18 protein-coding genes are annotated in these 15,754 nt (G+C 72.2%); 12 read left to right on the plus strand and 6 right to left on the minus strand.

Annotated features, from left to right (window positions below; genetic code table 11):
• Window positions 1-33: 33 nt before the first annotated feature.
• Window positions 34-1,071, minus strand: coding sequence for a type IV pilus twitching motility protein PilT (locus F0415_RS04400; protein WP_149859990.1), 1,038 nt, complete (start codon window positions 1,069-1,071; stop codon window positions 34-36).
• A 99-nt stretch (window positions 1,072-1,170) separates the two neighbouring features.
• Here F0415_RS04400 and F0415_RS04405 point away from each other — a divergent pair, with 99 nt between their 5' ends.
• From F0415_RS04405 to F0415_RS04415, 3 genes are read left to right on the plus strand one after another with little or no spacing between them, the layout of a single operon-like run.
• Window positions 1,171-1,854, plus strand: coding sequence for a YggS family pyridoxal phosphate-dependent enzyme (locus tag F0415_RS04405; protein WP_149859991.1), 684 nt, complete (start codon window positions 1,171-1,173; stop codon window positions 1,852-1,854).
• Between the two features lie 16 nt (window positions 1,855-1,870).
• On the plus strand, window positions 1,871-2,689 hold the full coding sequence (proC, locus tag F0415_RS04410) for a pyrroline-5-carboxylate reductase (protein ID WP_149859992.1): 819 nt from the start codon (window positions 1,871-1,873) through the stop codon (window positions 2,687-2,689).
• Between the two features lie 55 nt (window positions 2,690-2,744).
• Window positions 2,745-3,185 carry a DUF4426 domain-containing protein gene (locus F0415_RS04415; RefSeq protein WP_188310284.1) on the plus strand — a complete coding sequence of 147 codons (441 nt, stop codon included), beginning with the start codon at window positions 2,745-2,747 and terminating at the stop codon, window positions 3,183-3,185.
• Between the two features lie 82 nt (window positions 3,186-3,267).
• Here the strand turns inward: F0415_RS04415 and F0415_RS04420 are convergent, their stop codons facing one another.
• Both F0415_RS04420 and pdxH read right to left on the minus strand, forming a co-directional pair.
• Window positions 3,268-4,077, minus strand: coding sequence for an ABC transporter substrate-binding protein (locus tag F0415_RS04420; protein ID WP_149859994.1), 810 nt, complete (start codon window positions 4,075-4,077; stop codon window positions 3,268-3,270).
• A complete protein-coding gene (pdxH, locus tag F0415_RS04425; RefSeq protein WP_149859995.1) occupies window positions 4,074-4,667 on the minus strand; it encodes a pyridoxamine 5'-phosphate oxidase in 594 nt (197 codons plus the stop codon). The genes F0415_RS04420 and pdxH overlap by 4 nt, the downstream gene beginning before the upstream one ends.
• Before the next feature lie 39 nt (window positions 4,668-4,706).
• On the opposite strand from pdxH, the gene F0415_RS04430 reads away from it, so the two are divergent.
• A complete protein-coding gene (locus F0415_RS04430; protein ID WP_149859996.1) occupies window positions 4,707-5,519 on the plus strand; it encodes a kinase in 813 nt (270 codons plus the stop codon).
• On the opposite strand, the gene F0415_RS04435 is transcribed toward F0415_RS04430, so the two are convergent.
• The gene (locus F0415_RS04435) at window positions 5,512-5,724 is read right to left on the minus strand and encodes a dodecin family protein (RefSeq protein WP_149859997.1); all 213 of its coding nucleotides are present in this window, start codon (window positions 5,722-5,724) and stop codon (window positions 5,512-5,514) included. The genes F0415_RS04430 and F0415_RS04435 overlap by 8 nt on opposite strands.
• 90 nt (window positions 5,725-5,814) lie before the next feature.
• Here F0415_RS04435 and F0415_RS04440 point away from each other — a divergent pair, with 90 nt between their 5' ends.
• From F0415_RS04440 to hemE, 4 genes are all read left to right on the plus strand, one after another.
• Window positions 5,815-6,354 carry a shikimate kinase gene (locus tag F0415_RS04440; protein WP_149859998.1) on the plus strand — a complete coding sequence of 180 codons (540 nt, stop codon included), beginning with the start codon at window positions 5,815-5,817 and terminating at the stop codon, window positions 6,352-6,354.
• Window positions 6,351-7,430: a 3-dehydroquinate synthase gene (aroB, locus tag F0415_RS04445; protein WP_149859999.1), complete on the plus strand. Its 1,080-nt coding sequence runs from the start codon at window positions 6,351-6,353 to the stop codon at window positions 7,428-7,430. The genes F0415_RS04440 and aroB overlap by 4 nt, the downstream gene beginning before the upstream one ends.
• A gap of 162 nt (window positions 7,431-7,592) precedes the next feature.
• Window positions 7,593-7,847 (plus strand): WGR domain-containing protein, encoded by a 255-nt coding sequence (locus tag F0415_RS04450; RefSeq protein WP_149860000.1) that lies wholly within the window; start codon window positions 7,593-7,595, stop codon window positions 7,845-7,847.
• Window positions 7,848-7,860: 13 nt separating this feature from the next.
• Window positions 7,861-8,928 carry a uroporphyrinogen decarboxylase gene (gene hemE, locus F0415_RS04455; RefSeq protein WP_149860001.1) on the plus strand — a complete coding sequence of 356 codons (1,068 nt, stop codon included), beginning with the start codon at window positions 7,861-7,863 and terminating at the stop codon, window positions 8,926-8,928.
• Between the two features lie 47 nt (window positions 8,929-8,975).
• On the opposite strand, the gene F0415_RS04460 is transcribed toward hemE, so the two are convergent.
• Window positions 8,976-12,053, minus strand: a complete 3,078-nt coding sequence (locus F0415_RS04460) for a hybrid sensor histidine kinase/response regulator (protein ID WP_149860002.1) — start codon at window positions 12,051-12,053, stop codon at window positions 8,976-8,978.
• Between the two features lie 64 nt (window positions 12,054-12,117).
• Here F0415_RS04460 and F0415_RS04465 point away from each other — a divergent pair, with 64 nt between their 5' ends.
• Genes F0415_RS04465 through F0415_RS04475 form a run of 3 tightly spaced genes read left to right on the plus strand, consistent with a single transcriptional unit; the run spans window position 12,118 to window position 13,962 of the window.
• Entirely contained in the window at window positions 12,118-12,837 is a 720-nt protein-coding gene (locus F0415_RS04465) for a YceI family protein (RefSeq protein ID WP_149860003.1), read from the plus strand.
• Complete coding sequence (locus F0415_RS04470; protein ID WP_149860004.1) at window positions 12,815-13,393, plus strand: cytochrome b; 579 nt, start codon at window positions 12,815-12,817, stop codon at window positions 13,391-13,393. The genes F0415_RS04465 and F0415_RS04470 overlap by 23 nt, the downstream gene beginning before the upstream one ends.
• 2 nt (window positions 13,394-13,395) lie before the next feature.
• The gene (locus F0415_RS04475) at window positions 13,396-13,962 is read left to right on the plus strand and encodes a YceI family protein (protein ID WP_149860005.1); all 567 of its coding nucleotides are present in this window, start codon (window positions 13,396-13,398) and stop codon (window positions 13,960-13,962) included.
• Window positions 13,963-14,032: 70 nt separating this feature from the next.
• Here F0415_RS04475 and F0415_RS04480 read toward each other — a convergent pair whose 3' ends face one another.
• Window positions 14,033-15,415, minus strand: coding sequence for an L-serine ammonia-lyase (locus F0415_RS04480; RefSeq protein WP_149860006.1), 1,383 nt, complete (start codon window positions 15,413-15,415; stop codon window positions 14,033-14,035).
• A gap of 93 nt (window positions 15,416-15,508) precedes the next feature.
• On the opposite strand from F0415_RS04480, the gene F0415_RS04485 reads away from it, so the two are divergent.
• The gene (locus F0415_RS04485; RefSeq protein WP_149860007.1) at window positions 15,509-15,733 is read left to right on the plus strand and encodes a glutaredoxin family protein; all 225 of its coding nucleotides are present in this window, start codon (window positions 15,509-15,511) and stop codon (window positions 15,731-15,733) included.
• The last annotated feature ends 21 nt before the right edge of the window (window positions 15,734-15,754 follow it).

Consider the following 15,754-nt stretch of genomic DNA (forward strand, 5'->3'; position numbering starts at 1 on the left):
GCGTCCTGCCAGCCCCCTACCGGCCTTGGCGCGTCACTCGAACAGTTTCTTTTCCTTCGCGTACTCGCGGGCCTGCATCTTGGTGACCAGGCCGCGCTTGACCAGATCCTGCAGGCACTGGTCGAGCGTCTGCATGCCGTGCGCCTGGCCGGTCTGGATGGCCGAGTACATCTGCGCGACCTTGTCCTCGCGGATCAGGTTACGGATGGCCGGCGTCGCCACCATGATCTCGTGCGCCGCGATACGGCCGCCGCCGACCTTCTTCAGCAGCGACTGGGAGATGACCGCACGCAGCGACTCCGACAGCATCGAGCGAACCATCGGCTTCTCGCCGGCCGGGAACACGTCGATGATGCGGTCGATGGTCTTGGCCGCCGAGGAGGTGTGCAGGGTGGCGAACACCAGGTGGCCGGTCTCGGCGGCGGTCAGGGCCAGGCGGATGGTTTCCAGGTCGCGCATCTCGCCGACCAGGATGTAGTCCGGGTCCTCACGCAGGGCCGAACGCAGCGCCTCGTTGAAGCCGTGGGTGTCGCGGTGCACCTCGCGCTGGTTGACCAGGCACTTCTGCGAGGTGTGCACGAATTCGATCGGATCCTCGACGGTGAGGATGTGGCCGAACTCGTTCTTGTTGATGTGGTCGATCATCGCCGCCAGCGTGGTCGACTTGCCCGAACCGGTCGGGCCGGTCACCAGGATCAGGCCCTGCGGCTGCTGGATCAGTTCGGCGAAGACCTTGGGCGCGGCCAGCTCCTCCAGCGAGAGGATCTGGCTGGGAATGGTACGGAACACGGCGCCGGCGCCGCGGTTCTGGTTGAAGGCGTTGACGCGGAAGCGGGCCAGGCCGGGGATCTCGAAGGAGAAGTCGACCTCGAGGAATTCCTCGTAGTCGCGCCGCTGCTTGTCCGACATGATGTCGTAGACCAGCGCGTGCACCTGCTTGTGGTCCAGCGCCGGGATGTTGATGCGGCGGACGTCGCCGTCCACCCGGATCATCGGCGGCAGGCCGGCCGAGAGGTGCAGGTCGGAGGCCTTGTTCTTGACCGAGAAGGCCAACAGTTCGGCGATGTCCATGCGATGTCCCCCTGGCGGTACTGCAACGTTGGATTGACGGATGGCCCTGCGCGCGTCCCCGGGGCAGTATAGCGCCATCCACGGAAGTCAGAACCCTCGATGGAATCGCTGGCCCGGACCCTTAACGGCGTCTTGCAAAGCATTGAAAACGCGGCATTGCTGGCCGGCCGGCCAGGGGGCGTCCGGCTGCTGGCGGTGTCCAAGACCCGGCCGCCGGAGGCGGTGCGGGCCCTGGCCCGGGCCGGGCAGCGGGCCTTCGGCGAGAACTACGTCCAGGAGGGCCTGGCCAAGATCCGCGCCCTGGCCGACCTGGACCTGGAATGGCACCTCATCGGCCATCTGCAATCCAACAAGGCGGCGCTGGCCTCCCGACACTTCGACTGGGTGCAATCCGTGGACCGGCTCAAGCTGGTGGCGGCGCTGGATCGGGCCCGGCCACCGGAACGGCCGCCCCTGAACGTGCTCATCCAGGTCAACGTGGAGGGCGAGGCCGGCAAGTCCGGCTGCCGTCCGGAAGACGTGCCGGCCCTGGCCGGGGCGGTGGCGGCCGCCGCGCGCCTGCGGCTGCGCGGCCTGATGGCCATCCCCGAGCCGCACCCGGACCCGGAGCGGCGCCGGGCCGCTTTCCGCGCGCTGCGCCGGCTGCAGGATTCCCTGGCCGCCCGCCATCCCGATGTGGACACGCTGTCCATGGGCATGAGCGACGATTACGCCCTGGCCATCGCCGAGGGCGCGACCCTGGTGCGGATCGGCACCGCCCTGTTCGGCCCGCGCGGCCGCTGACCACGGAGACCCGGACATGGACAACGGATCGATCGCTTTCGTCGGCGGCGGCAACATGGCCCGCGCCCTGATCGGCGGACTGGTCGCGCGGGGGCGCGCCGGCGCTTCCATCCAGGTGGCCGAGCCCGTTCCCGCCCTGCGCGAGGCCCTCGCCGCCGACTTCGGCGTCGGGACCCATGAAACCGCTTCCGAAGCCGCTGCCCTGGCCGGGACCTGGGTGCTGGCGGTCAAGCCGCAGGTGATGCGCGCGGTCTGCGAATCACTGGCGCCGCTGGCGCAGGCGCGCCGGCCGCTGGTGCTGTCCATCGCCGCCGGCATCACCAGCGGGCAGCTCGATCGCTGGCTGGGCGGCGATCAGGCGGTGGTGCGGGCCATGCCCAACACGCCGGCCCTGCTCGGTGCCGGCGCCACCGGCCTGTACGCAAACGGACGCGTGGACCATGCCGGCCGCGCGCTGGCCGAAGCCCTGATGCAAAGTTGCGGCCTGGTCTGCTGGATCCCCGAAGAAGCGCTGATGGACGCGGTCACGGCGGTGTCGGGCAGTGGGCCGGCCTATGTCTTCCTGCTGGCCGAGGCCATGCACGCAGCGGCGCAGGCCCAGGGGCTGGCGCCGGACACCGCGCGCCTGCTGGTGCTGCAGACCTTGCTGGGCGCAGCGCGGATGCTGTCGGAATCCGGCGAGGACGCTGCCACGCTGCGCAGGCGGGTGACCTCGCCCGGCGGTACCACCCAGGCGGCCGTCGAGACCTTCGAGGCCGGCGGCCTGCGCTCCCTGGTCGACGCCGCCGTCGCCGCCGCCGTCCGGCGCGGGCGCGAGCTCTCCGCCGACGGATGACATGGGCGCGGCGCGGCGCGATGATGGCGTCCCGAACCAGAGAGGAGTCCCGGCCATGCGTCGTTCGCCCTTCTCCCTGTTGACCGGCCTGCTGCTGGCCCTGGGCCTGGCGCCTGCCGTGGCCCAGAACCTGGTGCAGTCCGGCGAAATCACCCTGCACTACAACGCCGTACCCAGCACCAGCCTGACACCCGACGTGGCGCGCCGGTACGGCATCACCCGTTCGGCCAATCGCATCCTGGTGAACATTGCCCTTCGTCAGGGCGTGCCGGGCGCCGACCTGGCCGTGCCGGCGCAGGTCACCGTCGCCGCCACCAATCTCAACGGCCAGCGCATGGACCTGCGTGTGCGCGAGGTGCGCGAGGGCGAGGCGATCTACTACCTGGCCGAGGCCCGCGTGGTCGGCCGCGACACCCTGAGGTTCGAAGTGGTGGCGAGGCCGGAAGGCGGCGAACCGATCCGGGTGGAGTTCCGCCAGGACTTCTTCCCCGAGTGAATCCGGAAACCGCCGGACGGCCCGAGGTCCAGCTCGGCGCCGGCAGGCCCGGGCCGCGCCGGCGGCGGGCACTTGGCGGGATTCATTGGCGCATGCCGGCGCCGCGGGCCCACTCCCGGATGCGGGCGGCAAGCTCGCGAACCCCGTCGGTGAGCGCGGCGGGGCCGGGCTGCAGGATGAGGGACGACTTGATCTCGTACAGATGGCCGGTGCGCACGGCCGGCACCGCCTCCCAGCCGGGACGGGCGGCCACCCGGTCGGGCCGGAACTTCTTGCCGCACCACGAGCCGAACACGATCTCCGGCGCCCGGGCGATGATCGGGTCGTCGTCGGCCAGTATCCGGTCTTTCGCCAGCGGCTCGGCGGCAAGCTCCGGAAATATGTCGTCGCCGCCGGCGACGCGCACCAGCTCGGCCACCCAGCGGATGCCGCTGATGCGCGGCTCGTCCCATTCCTCGAAGTAAACGCGCGGGCGACGCGGCAGGGTTGCCGCCCGCGCGGCGATGTCCTCGAGGCCGCGCTCGAGCTCGCCCGCCCAGGCCGCGGCTCGCGCACCGGCTCCGACCAGCGCGCCGAGCCGGCGAATGTAGTCGAGGATGCCGGCGACGCTGCGGTGGTTGCTGATCCAGACCTCGACGCCACGCCGGACCAGCTCGGCGGCAATGTCGGCCTGGATGTCGGAGAAGCCGACCACGAAGTCGGGCCGCAGCGCGAGGATGCGCTCGATCTTCGCCGAGGTGAAGGCACTGACCTTGGGCTTTTCCCGGCGTGCCTGTGCCGGCCGCACCGTGAACCCGCTGATGCCGACGATGCGCTCCTGTTCGCCCAGGGCGTACAGGACTTCGGTCGGCTCCTCGGTCAGGCAGACGATGCGGCGCGGGCCGGTGCTCACGGGTACAGCATCCGTTTGGCCCACCGGCCTTCCCGGCGGGCGTATACCTGCCTTTCGTGCAGGCGGAAGGGCGCGCCGTACCAGAACTCGATCATCTCCGGCACCACCCGGAAACCGGACCAGTGCGGCGGCCGCGGCACCTCGCCGCCGGCGAACTCGCGCTCGTAGTCGGCGTAGCGGGCCTCGAAAGTGGCGCGCGAGTCCAGCGGCTGCGACTGCAACGAGGCCCAGGCGCCGAGCTGGCTCTCGCGCGGGCGGGTGGCGAAGTAGGCGTCGGCCTCGGCGGCCGTGACCGGCTCGACCGTACCCTCGATGCGGACCTGCACCTGCTGCCGCACTTGCTTCCACAGGAACAGCAGGGCCGCCTGCGGATTGGCGGCCAGCTGCCGCCCCTTGCGGCTGTCGAAGTTGGTGTAGAAGACGAAGCCGCGCTCGTCCCAGGCCTTCAGCAGCACCGCCCGTGCCGAGGGGCGACCCTTGCCGTCGGCGGTCGCCAGGACCATGGCGGTGGGTTCAGGCTCGGCCGAGGCTCTGGCCTCTTCCAGCAAGCCGCCGAACGTGTTCAAGGCTTCCCGGTACAACGCATCCATGGCTACTCGTCCTTGGGGAATGCCGCTATTGTCGCGCCGATGACGCCCTCCCCGCATCCTTCCGTCGGTCACCGCCCGGAGTTCGTGGCCGAACGCCTGGACGAGGCCCTGGCACTGTCCGGGCCGGTACCGGTCTACGGGCTGACCGGCCTGCAGGGCACCGGCAAGTCCACGCTGGCCGCCGACATGGTCCGGACCGGGCGGGCGCGCGGCCTGAACGTGGTGGCGCTGTCGGTGGACGATTTCTACCTGGGCCGGCGGGAACGCCTGGCCCTGGGCCGCTGCGTGCATCCCCTGCTGGCCACCCGGGGGCCGCCGGGCAGCCACGACCTGGACCTGGCCTGCGAGGTGCTGGACGGCCTGCGCGCCGGCGCCCGTGTGCGCTTGCCACGCTTCGACAAGATCGCCGACCGCCGGCTGCCGCCCTCACGCTGGCCATTGTCGCCACCGTCGCCAGCGCTGGTGGTGTTCGAGGGCTGGTTCCACAAGGTGCCGCCCGAGGACGATGCCGCGCTCGCCGAGCCGCTGAACGCGCTGGAGCGCCTGGAGGACCCGGACGGCAGCTGGCGCCGCTACTGCAACGATGCCCTCGGCAGGTACGCAAGGCTGTGGGCCAGGCTGGACTGGCTGACCTGGCTGCGCGGCCCCGGCTTCGAGGTGGTGCCGCGCTGGCGCTGGCAGCAGGAACGGACCCTGCAGGCCGCCCATCCCGGCCGCCGTGCCATGACCCGGCCCGAGGTCGAACGCTTCGTGCTGTTCTTCGAGCGGGTCAGCCGGCAGGCCATGCGCACGCTGCCGGCCCTGGCCGACCGGACCATCGCGCTGGACGCCGAGCGCCGGCCGCTCAGCTGACGACGAAGCTCACCCGCATGTTGACCCGCCATTCGGCGATCGAGCCGTCGTCGTCGGTGACGATCTTGATCTCGTTCACCCAGGCGCCCTTGATGCCCTTGACGGTCTTGGCGACCTTCTTCAATCCGGACTGCGCGGCATCTTCGATGCTCTTCTTCGAGGACGCCGACACTTCGATCACCTTGGTGACGGTGGAGTTGGCCATGTCCCTGCTCCGGTGACGCCGCCGGACAGCGGCCCGCAGCACTATACGCCGGGCAGCGGGCGCCGGCGGGCCGGTGCTAGCATCGCCGTCATGAATCCCGCCCCCAATCTCGTCCTGGTCGGCCCCATGGGCGCCGGCAAGACCTCGGTCGGCAAGCGCCTGGCCGAACGCCTGGGCCTGCGGTTCGTGGACTGCGACCAGCGCCTGGAGCAGCTCACCGGCGCGGCGGTGCCGGTGATCTTCGATTGCGAGGGCGAAGCCGGCTTCCGCCGGCGCGAAAGCGCGCTGATCGCCGAACTGATGCGCGAGCGCGGCTTGCTGGTCGCCACCGGCGGCGGTGCCGTGCTGGCGGCGGAGAACCGTGCCCTGCTGAGCGCCCGCGGTTTCGTCGTGCATCTGGCGACCGGCGTGGACCAGCAGCTCGAGCGCCTGGCCCGGGATCGGCAGCGACCGTTGCTGAACGCACCCGACCGGCGCGCCCGTCTCCAGGCCCTGGCAGCGCAGCGCGACCCGCTCTATGCCGAGGTCGCCGACCTGGTCTTCGCCTCCGACGGCTTGGCGGTGGCCGCCGCCGCCGACCGGCTCGCGACCCTGCTGGCCCGGCACTGGCAACGCGGGGAGGCGGCGTGACGCCGGCACGCAGGGTCCATGTCGCCCTGGGCGAACGCGGTTACGACATCCTTATCGGCCGCGGCCTGCTCGACGACGCCGAAGGTCTGTGCGCGCTCGTGCCCGGCCGGCACGTGCTCGTGCTCAGCGACGAAAACGTCGCCCCGCACTACCTGTTGAAGCTGGAGGCGGCGCTGGCCGGCAAGGCCCTGCGCGCCTGCGTGCTGCCCGCCGGCGAGCGGGAAAAGAACCTGGGCCGCTTTGCGGAGCTGATGTCCGCGCTGGCCAGCCTGGGCGCCAGCCGCGATGCAACGGTGATCGCGCTGGGCGGAGGCGTGGTCGGCGACCTGGCCGGGTTCGCGGCAGCCTGCTGGATGCGCGGCGTGCGCTTCGTGCAATTGCCCACCACCCTGCTGGCCATGGTGGACAGCGCGGTCGGCGGCAAGACCGCGGTGGACCTGCCCGAGGGCAAGAACCTGGTCGGCGCCTTCCACCAGCCGGCGGCGGTGCTGGCCGATCTGGCCACGCTGGACACGCTGCCCCCGCGCCAGCTGCGTGCCGGCCTGGCCGAGGTGGTGAAGTACGGAGCGATCGCCGATGCCGGTTTCTTCGCCTGGCTGGAGACGCAGGCGCCGGCACTGCTGGCCCGCGAACCTGCGGCGCTGGCCGAAGCGGTGGCACGCAGTTGCGGGCACAAGGCAGGCATCGTCGCCCGCGACGAGACCGAGCAGGGCGAGCGGATGCTGCTCAACTTCGGCCACACCTTCGGGCACGCGATCGAAACCGCCCAGGCTTACGGTGGACTGTTGCACGGGGAGGCAGTGGCGGTCGGGATGGTGCTGGCGGCGAGGCTGTCCACGCGCCTGGGCCTGGCGCCCGGGGCCGATGCCACGCGGCTGCAGGCGCTGCTGTCGTCCTTCGGCTTGCCGGTTGCCGTGCCCGCCGGTCTCTTGCCGGAGACGCTGCTCTCGCACATGCGGCTGGACAAGAAGGCGATCTCCGGGCGGCTGCGGCTGGTGCTCTGGCGTGGCGTCGGCCGTGCCGAAGTCTTCGCCGACGTGGCCCCTGACGCTGTGCTTGCGGTCCTCGTTTCCTGAGCGCTGCTCGCGGTTGCGCAGCAGACGCGCCCCGGCGGCCCCAGCGACGGCCGGTGCGCCGCCGGGCCAACCCGCCGCCAGGAGCCCCACCCGAGGCCCGGCACTCCACCTCCCCAAGAATCCGCCCGTCGCGCCCAGCCCGCGTTGTAGAATGCGGGGCTCATGCGCCTGTTCCTGCAGCAGAAGCCCCAGGGCACCGAAGCCCCCCGCTACGTCCAGCTGATCCTGCAGCAGGATCTGCTCGGCGGCTGGACCCTGCTGCGTGAAAGCGGCCAACTGGGCGGCAAGGCGCAACTGCGCCGCGAGCAGTACCTGGAACGCGCCGCCGCCCTGGCCGCCTTCGAAAAGGCCCGCGACGTGCAGCTGCGTCGCGGCTACCAGGTGATGTTCGCCCAGGGCGCCGACGCGCCCCGCTGACCCGAGGACGACCGTGGACCTTCGCAACGACCGCTTCCTGCGCGCCCTGCGCCGCCAGCCCGTGGACCGCAGCCCGGTGTGGCTGATGCGCCAGGCCGGCCGCTACCTGCCCGAGTACCGGGAGACACGCCGCCGGGCCGGCAGCTTCCTGGCCATGGCCAAGAATCCGGAGCTGGCCTGCGAGGTCACGCTGCAGCCGTTGCGCCGCTTCGAGCTGGACGCGGCCATCCTGTTTTCCGACATCCTGACCGTGCCCGACGCCATGGGCCTGGGCCTGTACTTCGTCGAGGGCGAAGGCCCGAAGTTCGAGCGACCGGTGCGCAGCGAGGCCGATATCGCCCGGCTGGCCGTACCGGACATGCAGGAGAAGCTCGGCTACGTCACCGACGCGGTGCGCCTGATCCGTCGCGAGCTGGACGGCGCCGTGCCGCTGATCGGTTTCTCGGGCAGCCCCTGGACCCTGGCCTGCTACATGGTCGAGGGCGGCGGCAGCGACAACCACGGCCGGGTCAAGGCCCTGGCCCTGGAAAACCCGAAAGCCATGCACCGATTGCTGGCCGTGGTCACCGACGCGGTGATCGCCTACCTGGACGCGCAGCGCCGGGCCGGTGCCCAGGCCCTGCAGGTGTTCGACACCTGGGGCGGCGTGCTGGCGCCGCACCTGTACCGCGAGTTCTCCCTGCCCTACCTCACGCGGATCGCCGCCGAACTGCCGCGCGGCGACGGGGCGCAGGCCGCGCCGCTGATCCTGTTCGGCAAGGGCAACGCGCCTTATCTCGAGGCCCTGGCCGGCAGCGGCGCCGAGGCGATCGGCATGGACTGGACGGTGTCGCTGGGCGAGGCCCGGCGCCGCACCGGCGGCAAGGTCGCACTGCAGGGCAACCTCGACCCGGCCACGCTGTACGCCTCACCGGAGGCGATCCGCGCCGAGGTCGTCCGCGCCCTGGACGACTACGCCGCCGCCAATGGCGGCTCGCGCGACGGCCACGTCTTCAACCTCGGGCACGGCATGAGCCCGGACATGGACCCCGATCGCGTCCGCATTCTCGTCGACACCGTGCACGCGCACTCCGCGCGCTGAAACGCGGGCGGAACGGAGGACACGGAGGAGGAATTGCCGACGCGGAGTCACCCCGCGTTTCCCGTGCCGTCGCTGCCGCGGGCCCAGCGGCGGACGGCGTCGCGAAGATCGTCGCCGGTGACGGGCTTGCGCAGGAAACCGGCCATGCCGGCGTCGCCGGCGGCCTGCCCGGCCTCGGTTCGGGCGGTCAGCGCCACCCGCGGGGTGTCGTCGCCACGCGCGCGCAGCAGCCGCGACAGCGCCAGGCCGTCCATGCCGGGCAGGTCCAGGTCCAGCAGCACCAGACTGAAGCCGCCGCCTTCCAGCTCGGCCAGTGCCGCCAGGCCGTGCGGTACATGGATGACCTCATGGCCGGCCGTGCGCAGCAGCTCGCAGACCACTGTCGCCACCACCTCGTCATCCTCCACCAGCAGCACCCGGCGGGCCGTGCCGGGCGACTCCGGTCCCTGCGCCTGGGCCGGCGCCTCGGCCTCGGGCAGGGGCAGCAGCACCTCGAAGCAGGCCCCATGGCCGGGCTCGCTGTAGACCAGGATGCGCCCGCCCATGGCGATCGCCAGCTCCTGGCTGATCGCCAGGCCCAGGCCGCTGCCGCCCGAGGGTGCCCGGGAACCGCCACCCTGCTCGAAACGGCGGAACAGCCTCGCCCGTTGTGCCGGCGCCAGGCCAGGGCCTGTGTCGCGCATCTCGGCGCGCAGGCCGCCGCCGGGCGCGGCCGACAGCTGCAGGCTCACGCCGCCGTGGTCGCAGAACTTCACCGCGTTGTGCCCCAGGTTCAGCAGGATCTGCCGGACCCGCATGGCGTCGCCCAGCCACCAGACCGGCGTGCCGGCCGGCACCTGCAGGCGGAAGGCGAGCCCCTTGGCCCGCGCCAGCGGCGCCAGCAGGCCGGCAACGTCCTCGGCCAGCGCATGCAGGTCGAACGGCGCCCGCTCGAGACTCAAGCGGCCGGCCTCGATACGGGCCAGGTCCAGCGAGTCGTTCACCAGGCGCAGCAGGTGCCTTCCGGCGGCCTGCAGGGCTTCCAGCCGCTCACGCTGGCGGGGGCTCAGGGGCTCGGCCTGCAACAGTTCGGCCATGCCCAGGACGCCGGTCAGCGGCGTGCGGATCTCGTGCCCGAGCATGGCCAGGAAACGGCTCTTGGCTTCGGAATGGCGCTCGGCTTCCCGCCGGCGCCGGTGCGCGGCGCGCCAGATCTCGCGCCGGCGTTGACGGCGGCGCCACACCGAGCCGCCGAACCCAAGCAGGCCGACGCCGCCCAGCACCGCCAGCACCAGCGCTTCCCGACTGTGCCACCAGGCCGGCTCCACCAGCACGGTCACCGTCGGTCCGTCCCGCCACCTCGTCGAGCCGGCCGGGGCGGCGGCGGATGTCAGCCGGTAGCGCCCCGGCGGCAGCGGCGGAAACACCCGCTCGCCCTGCGGGCCCAGCAGCACCGGCCCGGCATCCAGCCCCTCCAGTTGCACCCGGTAACGATGTCCGGACGGGTCGCCGTAGGAAAGGCGATGCAGGCGCAGACCCAGCAGCGTGTCCTCCGGTCCCAGCGACAGCAGGCCAAGACCGGCCGGCGTGGAGACCAGGCGCTCGCCGTGACGGTAGGAAAGCTCCAGGCGCAGCGGCGCCGGAACCCGCGGCGCCGAAGCCAGTCGTCGCGGCGAAATCAGCACCAGGCCCTCGGCGCCGGGCAGGACGGCCAGTCCGGCACCGTGGAGCCAGCGCGGGGCGAGCGGATGCAGGGGCATCGGCAGGCCGTCGGCGGCGGCCAGTGGCCGGAGATCGCCGGCGTCGTCGGCGGGGAACCACAGGCCACGCATGCCGGTCAGCCAGGGCCTGCCCTGTTCGTCCAGGGCCAGGCCGGCCCGCCCGAGATCCGGCATGTCCGGCCCGGCCGGCAAGGGGCGCCAGGGTGCCAGGCCGTCCCCTGTCCAGCCCGCCTGCCACAGGCGGGCGCCGTCGAACGCCAGCAGGCGGTCCGGGCCGGCGGCCAAGGCCAGCGCTTCCGGCCCGGCGTCGCCGGGCACGCGCCGCCACCGGCCCGCATCGGCCCGCCAGCGCCACAGGGCTGCGTCCGTCAGTGCCCAGGGCTGGCCGTCCGGGCCGGCGAACAGTCGCTCCACCGGCATTGGCGGGGACAAGGGACTGGGGCCGGCATCGGTATCGGCATGCAGCCGCCAGACCCGGCCGTCGGCCGCGAGCAGCCAGATCGCCTCGGCTCCGGGCAGGATCGTGGTCGAGTCCGGCACCTTCCAGGCACGGGCCGGGCCCGTCGCCGGCACATGCCACAGGCGGTTTCCTCGCAGCAGCCACGGCCGCCCCTCGGCGTCGGCCTCCAGCAGGCGGATCGGCTCGCCGGTCCGCTCCGGAGGCAGGGCTTGCCTTTGCCAGTGCGCCCGGCCTGCGCCCAGGCGCAAGTGCCACAGGCATGGACCGGCCGCGACCCAAAGCGCATCCGCCGATGCCGTCGCCACGCCCGTCGGCCTGGCATCGCAAGCCTCCGCCGCGGGCAGGGGCAGGCCACCGACGCCGCGCCAGGCCGGGGGCAGCCGGAACGCGCCATGATCGGCACTGCCGATCCAGACACCGCCCTCGCCATCCAGGGCCAGGGCGGTGACGGCCCCCGACAACTGCGGATGCGCCGACCAGTCGCGCCAATCGGCACCGGGGTCCCGTCCGCGCAGCCCGCCTGGCCCGCCGATCCACAGCGCTCCGAGCAGGTCGCGAACCCGCGGCTGGGCGCGCGGGCCGCGGGGTTCCGCCTGCCCCGACGCGGCCGGCGTGAACCGGCGCCGGTCCGCAGACAGCCAGCCCGGCCCGGCGTCGTCGAACTCGAGCCACAGCCGGCCATCCGCCTCCAGGCGCATCGCCCGCAGCTCGTTGCCGGGAAGGGCGTCACGGCCCCGCCGCCACATCTGCAGGCGGGTACCGTCGTGCCGCGCCAGCCCGTCGTCGGTGGCGACCCACATGTAAGCCTCGTGGTCGCGCAGGATCGCCCTTACCCGGTTCGAGGGCAGGCCCTGGCCGGTACCGATTTCCTGCAGGCGCGGCCACGCCGACGCCGGCATCGCCTGTGCCGACGCCGACAGCAGCCACAGGCCCAGGATCGCGCCGGCCAGCGCGGGAACGCCCATGTATCCTCTCCTCGACAGCGGCCTAGACTAGCCGCCGGGCCCCGCGGCGACAGTAGGAATTCCGATGACGCATACGCGCCTCCATGCCAGCCTGGCGCTGGCCGCCTGCCTGGCGACCGGACCTGTCGCGGCCGGCGAAACCGAGACCTTCGCCCTGGACCCCGTGCATACCCGGGTGCTGTTCCGGGTGGATCATGCCGGTTTCTCCCGCGCGCTCGGCACCTTCTCCGGCGCGACCGGCGAACTGGCCTTCGACCCGGACGACTGGCGAGGCGCCCGACTGGAGGTCGAGTTGCCGCTGGCAAGCCTGGACCTGGGCGATGCCGACTGGAACCGGCGCGTGCTCGGCCGCGGCTTCCTCGACGCCGGCCGGCATCCGGTGGCGCGCTTTCGCTCGACCCGCGTCGAGCCGACCGGCCCGGACGGCGCCCTCGTGCACGGCGAACTCGAATTGCGCGGGCAACGCCGGCCGATGGTGCTGGACGTTCGGCTCAACGCCCTGGAAAGGCACCCGATCACCTTCCGCCGCACCGCCGGTTTTTCCGCCAGCGCCCGCCTGGATCGCCGGGACTTCGGCATGGTGTCCTGGCCGAACGTGGTCGGACACGAGGTCGAACTCTGGATAGAGGCCGAAGCGATCCGCGCGCGCGGGACCGGCGAACCGGCCGGGCCCGGGCCGGCCCGGCCGGCCGGTGCCGGCCCCGGCGCGGACGCCGGGATGCCCGACCATCCCGACACCGACACCGACACGGAGCCCGGCGATGCCGATCAGAAACCTTCCTGAGCGCTGGGGCGGCCCCAGCATCGTCCTGCACTGGCTGAGCCTGATCCTGGTGCTGGCTCTGGCGATCATCGGCCTGCTGATGTCCGAGCTGCCCAACTCCGCCTTCAAGGTGCAGGTGTACGCCCTGCACAAGAGCCTGGGCCTGAGCGTACTCGGGCTGACCGCCGTCCGCCTGCTGTGGCGCCTGGCCGCCGGATCGCCCGGGCCGGTGCCGGGCACCCCGCGTTGGATGCACGCCGCGGCCCAGGCCACGCATGGCGCGCTCTACGCGCTGCTCCTGCTGATGCCGCTGAGCGGCTGGCTGTACAACTCCGCCTCAGGCTTCCCGCTGAAGTTTTTCGGCTGGTTCGACGTCCCGGCCCTCAGCGGCCGCGACCCGCAGCTCAAGGCCTTCGCGCATGAGGCGCACGAATGGCTGTTCATCGCCCTGGCGGTGCTGGTCACCGTACATGCGGCTGCCGCCCTGTACCACCATTACCGGCGCCGAGACGCCACCCTGGCGCGCATGCTGCCGCTGGCGAAGCCGCCGGCGGAAGGCGACGGCGGGAGGAACTGAGCATGCGCCTGCCCGCGAGCCTGGTCCGGTCCGGACTCCTTGCGCTCTGCCTGGCGCCGGGCCCGGCGCCGGCGGCCGATTACGTCGCCACCGGCGACGCCCGCCTGGACTTCTCCTCGAGCTACGAAGGCGAGGCCTTCGAGGGCCGTTTCCGCCGGTTCGAGGCCCGTATCGCCTTCGACCCGGATGCGCCGCAGTCCTGCCGCTTCGAGGTGCGGATCGCCCTGGCCAGCGCCGACACCGGCCTGCCCGAGCGCGACGACATGCTGATGGAGCGAGAGTTCTTCGACGTGGGCAGGCAGCCGATGGCGTACTACCGGGCCGACCGCTGCCGGGCCCTGCCCGATGGCGGCTTCGTCGCCGAGGGCCGCCTGGGCCTGCGCGGCGTCGAGCGGCCCGTGCCGCTGTGCTTCCGCTGGATTCCGGGGGAGTCGCCCGTGCTCGAGGGCGAAGCCGGGGTGGACCGCCTGGCCTTCGGCGTCGGCACCGGCGACTGGGCCGATACCGACCTGATCCCGGCCGAAGTCGCCATCCGCACCCGCGTTCCGCTGCGCCGCGCCGGGGACTGACCGGAGCGCCGCGCTTCGGCGGCGGCGATCGCCGGTGGCCCGCCGACGGCCGCCGCCGGGCGGCCGCGATTCAGCACTCGATGACGTTGACGGCCAGGCCGCCGCGCGAGGTTTCCTTGTACTTGTCCTGCATGTCGCGGCCGGTATCGCGCATGGTCTTGATGACCTTGTCCAGCGAGACCTTGTGCTTGCCGTCGCCGCGCAGGGCCATGCGCGCGGCGTTGATGGCCTTGACCGCGCCCATGGCATTGCGCTCGATGCAGGGAATCTGCACCAGGCCGCCGATCGGGTCGCAGGTCAGGCCGAGGTTGTGCTCCATGCCGATCTCGGCGGCGTTTTCGACCTGGCCAGGCGTGCCTCCCAGGGCCGCCACCAGTCCGCCGGCGGCCATCGAGCAGGCCACGCCGACCTCGCCCTGGCAACCGACCTCGGCGCCGGAGATCGAGGCGTTTTCCTTGTAGAGGATGCCGATGGCGGCGGCCGTCAGCAGGAAATCGAACACGCCCTGCTCGCCGGCGCCGGGGCAGAAGCGGTCGTAGTAATGCAATACCGCCGGGATGATGCCGGCCGCGCCGTTGGTGGGCGCGGTGACCACGCGACCGCCGGCGGCGTTCTCCTCGTTCACCGCCAGGGCGTAGAGGTTCACCCAGTCGAGCACCGTCAGCGGGTCGCGCATCGCCGCCTCGGGCCGGGCCGACAGCTCGGCGTACAGGGTCGGCGCGCGCCGCGGCACGTGCAGGCCGCCGGGCAGCGTGCCCTTCTCGCGGATGCCGCGCTGCACGCAGTCCTGCATTGCCTTCCAGATCGTGCGCAGGCCCTCGCGGATCTCCTGCTCGCTGCGCCAGGCCTGCTCGTTGGCGTACATCAGGGCGGCGATGCTCAGCCCGGATTCCTGACAGCGACGCAGCAGTTCGTCGCCGCTGTGGAAGGGATGCGGCAGCTCGGTGGTGTCGGCGACGATGCGATCCTCGGCGGCCTCGTCCTGGTTGACCACGAAACCGCCGCCGACCGAGTAGTAATCGCGGGTGGCGATCACCTCGCCGGCCTGGTCGTAGGCGCTGAAGCGCATGCCGTTGGTATGGAAGGGCAGCTTCTGCCGCTTGTTCATGATCAGGTCGTGCTTCTCGTCGAAGCCGATCTCGTGACGGCCGAGCAGGCGGATGCGCTTCTGCGCGCGGATGCGTTCCATCGCCTCCGGAATGAGGTCGGGGTCGATGCGGTCGGGCCAGTGGCCCTCCAGGCCCATCATCACCGCCTTGTCGGTGCCGTGGCCGCGCCCGGTGAGGGCCAGCGACCCGAAGACCTCGGCGCGCACCCGCGCCACCTTCGGCATGTGGCCGGGCTCGTCGAGCCAGCGCGAGACGAAACGGGCGGCGGCGCGCATCGGCCCCACGGTGTGCGAGGACGATGGCCCGATGCCGATCTTGAACAGGTCGAACAGGCTGACGGCCATGCTGCGGCTTCCATGCGGATCGCCGCTATTCTATGCCCGCCGGCCGCGTCCGGCCGGTCCGCCGGCATGGCGTCCGTTCACGTTTCCGAAACCATGCGCCTGACCCTGATCCAGCGCGACGATTGCCAGCTCTGCGACCGGGCCTGGGAAGTGCTGGCCGCCGCCGGCGTGCCCGACTTCGATCCGCTCTGGATAGACGGCGACCTCGGCCTGCAAGCCCGTTACGGCAGCCGCATTCCGGTCCTGCGCCGCGAGGACACCGGCGCCGAGCTCGACTGGCCTTTCGACCCCGCCGCCGTGCGCGCCTTCCTGTCCTGATCCACATCCTCTCCATCCGCG

It is taken from the genome of Arenimonas fontis, from assembly GCF_008386465.1.
GTDB lineage: Bacteria > Pseudomonadota > Gammaproteobacteria > Xanthomonadales > Xanthomonadaceae > Arenimonas > Arenimonas fontis.

Bases quoted from the DNA above. Each gene is read 5' to 3' on its own strand.
- F0415_RS04400 (WP_149859990.1), bottom strand. From the start codon at position 1,071: ATGGACATCGCCGAACTGTTGGCCTTCTCGGTCAAGAACAAGGCCTCC.
- F0415_RS04405 (WP_149859991.1), top strand. From the start codon at position 1,171: ATGGAATCGCTGGCCCGGACCCTTAACGGCGTCTTGCAAAGCATTGAA.
- proC (WP_149859992.1), top strand. From the start codon at position 1,871: ATGGACAACGGATCGATCGCTTTCGTCGGCGGCGGCAACATGGCCCGC.
- F0415_RS04415 (WP_188310284.1), top strand. From the start codon at position 2,745: ATGCGTCGTTCGCCCTTCTCCCTGTTGACCGGCCTGCTGCTGGCCCTG.
- pdxH (WP_149859995.1), bottom strand. From the start codon at position 4,667: ATGGATGCGTTGTACCGGGAAGCCTTGAACACGTTCGGCGGCTTGCTG.
- F0415_RS04430 (WP_149859996.1), top strand. From the start codon at position 4,707: ATGACGCCCTCCCCGCATCCTTCCGTCGGTCACCGCCCGGAGTTCGTG.
- F0415_RS04435 (WP_149859997.1), bottom strand. From the start codon at position 5,724: ATGGCCAACTCCACCGTCACCAAGGTGATCGAAGTGTCGGCGTCCTCG.
- F0415_RS04440 (WP_149859998.1), top strand. From the start codon at position 5,815: ATGAATCCCGCCCCCAATCTCGTCCTGGTCGGCCCCATGGGCGCCGGC.
- F0415_RS04450 (WP_149860000.1), top strand. From the start codon at position 7,593: ATGCGCCTGTTCCTGCAGCAGAAGCCCCAGGGCACCGAAGCCCCCCGC.
- F0415_RS04460 (WP_149860002.1), bottom strand. From the start codon at position 12,053: ATGGGCGTTCCCGCGCTGGCCGGCGCGATCCTGGGCCTGTGGCTGCTG.
- F0415_RS04465 (WP_149860003.1), top strand. From the start codon at position 12,118: ATGACGCATACGCGCCTCCATGCCAGCCTGGCGCTGGCCGCCTGCCTG.
- F0415_RS04470 (WP_149860004.1), top strand. From the start codon at position 12,815: ATGCCGATCAGAAACCTTCCTGAGCGCTGGGGCGGCCCCAGCATCGTC.
- F0415_RS04475 (WP_149860005.1), top strand. From the start codon at position 13,396: ATGCGCCTGCCCGCGAGCCTGGTCCGGTCCGGACTCCTTGCGCTCTGC.
- F0415_RS04480 (WP_149860006.1), bottom strand. From the start codon at position 15,415: ATGGCCGTCAGCCTGTTCGACCTGTTCAAGATCGGCATCGGGCCATCG.
- F0415_RS04485 (WP_149860007.1), top strand. From the start codon at position 15,509: ATGCGCCTGACCCTGATCCAGCGCGACGATTGCCAGCTCTGCGACCGG.